Origin of the sequence: Erwinia sp. PPS120, from assembly GCF_047918655.1 — a bacterium.
Lineage (GTDB): Bacteria > Pseudomonadota > Gammaproteobacteria > Enterobacterales > Enterobacteriaceae > Erwinia > Erwinia tasmaniensis_A.
Window position 1 is genome coordinate 116,100 of the sequence record NZ_JBLREF010000004.1, and the last position, 6,624, is coordinate 122,723.

The following is a 6,624-nucleotide window of genomic DNA, read 5'->3' on the forward strand; positions in this document are numbered from 1 at the left end:
AGTTAACGCAGCGTAGGGTGCCCTGATAACCTTAGCGAAGCCTGGTTACCTTCTACTTTCAGATTGCCGTGAGCGCCTAAGGGTAGCGTGACGGTATCGCGATCGTGCCCAAAAGAGAGGCCGGTGACCAGCGGCAGGCCGGTTATCTGACGGATTAACGTCCAGACGCTGTCAAAGTCGTAGCCATTATCGTATGCGCTCAGGTTTGCAGCGGTAAAACTGCCGGTCACTATGGCTTTCTGCCGGGCCAGAATGCCGCTCTGGGCCAGCTGTAGCAGCATGCGCTCAATCTTGTAGGGATGCTCATTCACATCTTCAATGACCAGAATGCCGTCAGAGAGGGCTGGCAGCCAGGGGGTGCCCACCAGGGAGGTAATCATCGCCAGATTTCCGCCCCATACCGTCCCGCTAACGTCAACGTTCTGCGGTGGCGTTTGCCAGCCCAGGGTGAATTCCGGCGAGGTCAGCGCCCGCCAGAAGTGGTCGACGGTGAAATCAGAGACCACCTCCGCACCAAAATTACCCGCCAGCAGCGGGCCGCTAAAGCTCTTTACGCCGTGGGTCAGCAGCGCCAGCTGGATCGCGGTGAAATCACTGTGGCCGCACAGCGCTACGGGCTGCTCCCGAAGACGCGCGGCCAGACCCGGATAATCAAGGTAGGGCAGAAGCCGTGAGGCGCCATAGCCACCGCGAACCGCCAGGACAATATCCGGCAACGTCGGCAATGCTGCCAGAGCGTTCACGTCCTGCAACCGCTCAGCATCAGTCCCGGCAAAACGACGATCGCGGCGGGGAATGATCGCCGTCTGGTTCACCTGATGTCCCTGGGCGCGGAGTCGCTCAACGGCCAGAAAGGCGGCGGCCTGATTAAGGCAATAGCCCGAAGGGGCAATCAGATGAAAAGAACGCGGAGTAACGGACATAATCTTCACTTTAATCCTCTAACGGGTGGAATAAATGGCGCATTTTAATGTGCTACTCTTACCGCTGGCGGTCGGGTTGAGCCTTGCGCGGCATAATGTTTGCTTTTTATACCGCCTCCAGTGAATTTTTTTGGCAGACCGGGGGTCCAATAACCCGATAATGACTAAAAGCCTGTCCTAAGTCACCCTCTGACCCGGCAAATTCAGAGTTACGGTAATTCTCCACAGGTCAGCGGCGGGTATGATAGGGCGCAGGCTAAGGCGCAAAGGATAATGAAAACGTGAGAAGCGTTAACTACGTTGCAATCGCAGGGGTGCTCCTGCTGGCAGGCTGTGCCAGCAAACCCCATAAACAGACCGTCACCGTGCAGCAAACACCATTAACCAAGGCCCCACCGCAAAAGGTGGCACAGGCGTGGTCGATCTTTACGGAGAATGCGGCCCACAGCTACGGAATCGATCAGAAGCTGGTGGATGCCATTATTTCAGTGGAATCGGGCGGCAATCCAACGGTAGTCAGTAAGTCGAATGCCATTGGATTGATGCAGATTAAAGCCTCTACGGCAGGTCGTGAAGTTTATCGCGTACAGGGCCGTCGCGGTCAGCCAAGCAGTTCGGAGCTACGCGATCCGGTGAAAAACATTGATATCGGCACAGCCTATCTGAAAATTTTGCAGGATCAGTCGCTGGCGGGCATCCGCGACCCTGAAACGCTGCGTTACGCGACAATCGTATCCTATGCTAACGGAGCTGGCGCGCTGCTGCGGACTTTCTCCCCGGACCGCGACCGGGCAATAGCCATGATCAACGCGATGACGCCGGAAGCATTCTATCATCACGTTCAGAGCAAGCATCCCGCTGCGCAGGCACCGCGCTATTTGTGGAAAGTCACCACCGCCTACCGGACTATTTGAACCCTGTGCTGACCGGCGGGAAGGGGATCTCCTCGCCGGTTTAACCCTGACCGCGTGATAACAGCTATTGAAAGCGGGTCGCTTTATCGCGCGCCAGGCGCTCAAGCGAGAAAATAACCTGCTGAAGCTGACGCTCCTGGTCGGCGCTAAGTTTCTGGAAGCGAAAGCTTAAGCGTGGCGTGATAAGGGTTTGATTTTTGCTGCCGATTACGCTGCGCTGTCCAATATTCACTAATCGGGCATCCACCTCAAAGCGACCATATTCCCCCATCTCCAGCCGCATATTCTTAAACAGGTCACCTTCTGCAAGGAGTGGCGGAAGTGCGCACTCTGCCAGCACGCTTATACCGCCCAGCGAGATATCCTGCAGGCGCAGGCGTCCCTGTCCGCTCCCGTCCGGCCAGCCCACGTAACAGGTGAACAGCGGCGAGAGCGGCGCGGTTACGCGAAAAAACTCTCTGCGCTGAATCATTATCAGGTCATCAGGCAGGCCGGAGGTAAAGGCGGGCAGGCCGGTATGGCTGGTGATACGCAATTGAGAAACGGCAAATTCAACTTTCGCCCCGGCGGTTTCCGCCGTCATATTCAGCAGCCGGGCCTCTGCGGCGAGCTGATTGTCATAATCGTTACTGCCATAATCGACAATAAATCTTTCGCGATCCGCACACAGCAGCCGGGTAATAAACTGGCCACGTTGATGAGTCACCCTAACCGGGGTCTGATTTTTGACCAGATCTTTCAGGACGCCCAGCACGGCCAGCGGGCCGCGTTTACGGTACTGCTCGTTATCTTCCTCTTTCACATCCCTCTCCTGATGAATGTCGAAACCAGACGTAAATAGTGCTGGGATAAATTATCGGCAGAGCCAGGCTACTTTTTAACACCTGTTATAAAAAAGTTTGAAAAAACTTTAGATTTAAATCACACGCTTAGAATCTTAGCCTATACTTACGCGGTCTAAATGTAGCAAGGGAAGGAGTAGGAAATGGGTATTATATCGTGGATCATTTTTGGTCTGATCGCAGGTATCATTGCTAAATGGATTATGCCGGGTAGAGATGGCGGTGGTTTTATCATGACCGTTATCCTGGGCATCGTGGGTGCAGTGGTCGGCGGCTGGATCAGCACCACGCTGTTCCATATGGGCAAGGTTGACGGTTTCAACTTTGGTAGCTTTGCCGTGGCGGTGGTAGGCGCGATTGTCGTGCTGTGGATCTACCGCAAAGTCAAAAGCTGACGCCTGCGGCATTGAATGAAAAAGGGAGACGGCAACGTCTCCCTTTTTTTATCTGTCTGCGACGGATCAGGTTTCGAGTGGCTTCACATGATCGTCGGCGCGCAGGGTCATAATCGCGATGGCGCTGATAATACAGGTCAGCGTCACGTACCAGGCGGGGATAAACACGTTGCCCGTCCGGGCGATCAGACCGGTAATAATCAGCCCGGCACAGCCGGAAAATACCGCGTTAGAGAGCGAATAAGCCAGCCCCAGTCCGGTATAGCGAACCCGGGTGGGAAACATTTCCGCGAGCATGGCAGGCCCTGGCCCGGCGATGATACCCACCACGCCGCCCGCCAACATGACCGACAGGCCTTTCAGCCAGACTGACGTGGCGGGGTGCTGGAGCAGCATCAGCAGCGGGAAGCTGAAAACAATCACCGTTACCATCGCCAGCAGCATTATGCGGCGTCGGCCAAAACGATCGCTCAGTCGTCCGGCAGGCAGGATGGTGAGGGCAAAGCCTGTATTTCCCAGTACGGTCGCAGCCAGCGCCTGCTGAAAGCTGGCGTGTAAGGACGTTTGCAGCCACGAGGGCATAATCACCAGAAAGGTGTAGCCAGCCGCCGACCAGCCCATCATCCTGCCAATGCCCAGCACGATGGCTTTCACCACCACCGATAAGGGCGCAGGGTCGGAGTGCTGCGCGACTGCAAAGGCGGGCGGTTCCTCCAGCTGAGTGCGCAGCCAGAGCGCCACCACTCCAAGCGGCAGGGCCAAGAGAAACGGCACCCGCCAGCCCCAGCGCTGGAGCTGATCGCCGGTAAGCACGGCGGCCAGAATCGCCACCGTCGCCGCGCCCGCCAGCAGACCCAGCGCCACGGTAAAGGACTGCCAGGCGCCGTAGCGTCCACGCTTACCCGGTGGGGCGAGTTCGGTCATCAGGGCCACCGCGCCGCCAAATTCACCGCCAGCGAACAGACCCTGAAGCATTCTCAGCAGGGTAAGCAGCAGCGGGGCGGCAACGCCTGCAACGGCGTAGGTGGGCATCAGGCCAATCAGGAAGGTGGCAGAGGTCATCAACAGCAGCACGGCAATCAGCGTCGGCTTGCGACCAATGCGATCGCCAATACGACCAAAAATCATGGCACCGATGGGACGGCAGAAAAAGGCCAGTGCAAAGGCGGCATAGGTCAGGATCAGGCCGGTCAGTTCACTTTCTCCCTCAAGCTGGAAAAAGTTTTTGGCAATAATGGTCGCTAAAAAGCCATAAACGGCAAATTCATACCACTCAATAAAGTTGCCCGTTGAGGCGGCAATCAACATTTTCTTATCCGGAACGGGCGCAGTTGCGTTATGCATGATTAATGCCTGGAAAGGTGAAAAGAAAAGAGTGACAGAAAAAAACGCTGTTGGATAACAGGAGGCTGTTATGACGGCAGCGCGCGAGGTACGCGCTGCCGCAGCCTGCTTATTTGATATCACCCACGTTGTTGCAGGTGATGCCTTTTGGACAGTAGAGATCCATCAGTTTAAGCGTGACGCCGTTGGTCCAGCCGAAGCCGTCCTGCAGCGGATATTCACCGCCGCCCCCGCCGCCGAGTCCTTTTCCTTCCACCACGTATTTCTCAACCAGCTTGTGCTCTTTGTCATAGGTGGCCTGAACATTTTTCAGGAAGCGAATGCCGATATCCTTCGCCAGCGCCTGCTGACCATAATTGTTCAACCCCTCTACGGCCGCCCACTGAAGCGGCGCCCAGCCGTTTGGCGCATCCCACTGCTGGCCGTTGTTGACGGTGGTCGTGACCAGTCCACCCTCTTTCAGCAGCTGACTCTTCACTATGGCTGCCGTGCGGCTGGCCTGCTTATCGGTCGCGACCTGAAGGTAGAGAGGGAAGAGCGTAGCGGCGGTTAACTGCGGACGTACGGCACCTTTCTGCCAGTCGTAGTCCGCGTAAAAGCCCTGTTTCTCATCCCACAGATAGCGATTGATCGCCTGCTGACGTTTTTTCGCCAGCGCGTCGTAATGCCTGCCGGCGTCAGCCTGTTTCGCGACCTGATTTGCTTTTGCCAGGGTCTTTTCGAGATGGAACATCAGGGCATTCAGGTCAACCGGCACAATGCGCGTGGTCTGAATGGTAGAGATATCATTCTGGGTGCCGAACCAGCGGGAGCTGAAATCCCAGCCTGAAGCCGCCCCTGCGCGCAAATCGCGATAAAGGCCCGCTTTCTCACGCTGCTGAGCTTTCTGCGCCGTATTGACGTCATCCAGCCAGGATTCAGTGCGCGGTACGTCGCGGGCATCCCAGTAGCGGTTAAGTAGCGTGCCGTCCGTCAGCTTCACCACATTTTTACTCGCGTCTCCCGCCTTAAGATGGTCCGCGCCCGCCATCCAGTAGTCATACTCTTTCTGTAGCTGCGGCAGGTATTGAGTGTAAACGCCGTCGCCCTGATGCTGCGCCAGCAGATCGACCATCAGGCTGAAGAAGGGCGGCTGTGAGCGGCTGAGATAGTAGCTACGGTTACCGTTAGGGATATGACCATATTTATCCAGCAGGGAGGCGAAGTTATTCACCATATCCTCGACCCGATCCCAGTGTCCGCTCTCTGCCAGCCCCAGCATGGTGAAATAGCTGTCCCAGTAATAGATCTCGCGGAAGCGGCCGCCAGGTACGACGTAGGGTTTCGGCAGCGGCAGCAGGGAATCCCAGCGCGCGGGCTGGCTGACTGAGCGGGTCAGTACCGGCCACAGGCCATTAATATGTTCGCGCAGGCTCTGCCCGGCGGGCGGGACATATTTATCCCCGTCAACGGGAAGGGTGAAGTTGGTGTCAACGAAATGGCGTAAATCGAAATTACGCTGCTTCTTCTGCATCTGCCAGTCGGCAAGAATGGTCGAGGGATCGCTCTTTGGGATCGCATCTGCAAACGTTTTCTGATCGGAAAAAAGCTTCGCCGACTGCACGGCCTGGAACAGCGGCCCCAGGCGGATATCCGGCGGCTGGGGGGACTGACTGAGCATCGATTGCTGAGCGTCGCTTTGCTTTGCAAAAGCGGTATCAGCCAGCGTGGAAGAGAGAAGCAGTGGCAGTACCAGTATGGCCCACCATTGACGGTTTTCGACTCGTTGCATTGGTTGTTCTCCATGTCCAGACCAAATCCAGTCTGTAAGTAGTTGACCCTGAAAAGAACTTTAGTCGATATTTCGCATTCCTACCGCTATGAAGCCGGGAAGTGTGAAGCCGTACGGCTTTTCGACAGGTTCAGGACCAGCAGGTCATGCGGTCAACGGGCAGATGAACTATCCCGGGCGCGACCCTGTAAATAATTCTGTGTAACTGCCAACGTATTAGAGGTGATCGCTCAGGCGGTCACCGAACTCGATAATAAAGCGACTCATTGCCAGCCGCCAGTTTCGGATCGGCATATTCCATTTTTTTGAAGCATCGCGGATCGCCAGATAAATGACTTTCCTCACCGGGTCATCCGTCGGGAACACCTTGCGTTTCTTTATTGCCTGACGGATCACGCTGTTCAGCGATTCGATGGCGTTCTTAGTGTAAATAGC

The 6,624-nt window shown here is 56.1% G+C and carries 7 protein-coding genes; 2 read left to right on the top strand and 5 right to left on the bottom strand.

Features of this window, described 5'->3' with window-relative positions:
• Positions 1-2 precede the first annotated feature (2 nt).
• Positions 3-923, bottom strand: coding sequence for a muramoyltetrapeptide carboxypeptidase (gene ldcA / locus ACLRGG_RS02445; protein WP_416248253.1), 921 nt, complete (start codon positions 921-923; stop codon positions 3-5).
• Between the two features lie 281 nt (positions 924-1,204).
• Between ldcA and emtA the strand changes: the two genes are divergently transcribed.
• Positions 1,205-1,837 (top strand): membrane-bound lytic murein transglycosylase EmtA, encoded by a 633-nt coding sequence (gene emtA / locus ACLRGG_RS02450; protein ID WP_067703336.1) that lies wholly within the window; start codon positions 1,205-1,207, stop codon positions 1,835-1,837.
• A 64-nt stretch (positions 1,838-1,901) separates the two neighbouring features.
• On the opposite strand, the gene ACLRGG_RS02455 is transcribed toward emtA, so the two are convergent.
• Positions 1,902-2,639: a flagellar brake protein gene (locus tag ACLRGG_RS02455; protein ID WP_416248254.1), complete on the bottom strand. Its 738-nt coding sequence runs from the start codon at positions 2,637-2,639 to the stop codon at positions 1,902-1,904.
• Between the two features lie 183 nt (positions 2,640-2,822).
• On the opposite strand from ACLRGG_RS02455, the gene ACLRGG_RS02460 reads away from it, so the two are divergent.
• Positions 2,823-3,074 carry a GlsB/YeaQ/YmgE family stress response membrane protein gene (locus ACLRGG_RS02460; protein WP_416248255.1) on the top strand — a complete coding sequence of 84 codons (252 nt, stop codon included), beginning with the start codon at positions 2,823-2,825 and terminating at the stop codon, positions 3,072-3,074.
• Between the two features lie 66 nt (positions 3,075-3,140).
• On the opposite strand, the gene ACLRGG_RS02465 is transcribed toward ACLRGG_RS02460, so the two are convergent.
• The 3 genes from ACLRGG_RS02465 to ACLRGG_RS02475 form a co-directional block, all read right to left on the bottom strand.
• The gene (locus ACLRGG_RS02465) at positions 3,141-4,418 is read right to left on the bottom strand and encodes an MFS transporter (protein WP_416248256.1); all 1,278 of its coding nucleotides are present in this window, start codon (positions 4,416-4,418) and stop codon (positions 3,141-3,143) included.
• Between the two features lie 109 nt (positions 4,419-4,527).
• Entirely contained in the window at positions 4,528-6,189 is a 1,662-nt protein-coding gene (gene treA / locus ACLRGG_RS02470) for an alpha,alpha-trehalase TreA (protein WP_416248257.1), read from the bottom strand.
• Between the two features lie 216 nt (positions 6,190-6,405).
• Positions 6,406-6,624: transposase (locus ACLRGG_RS02475; RefSeq protein WP_416248258.1), on the bottom strand; the 219-nt coding region annotated here is incomplete at its 5' end.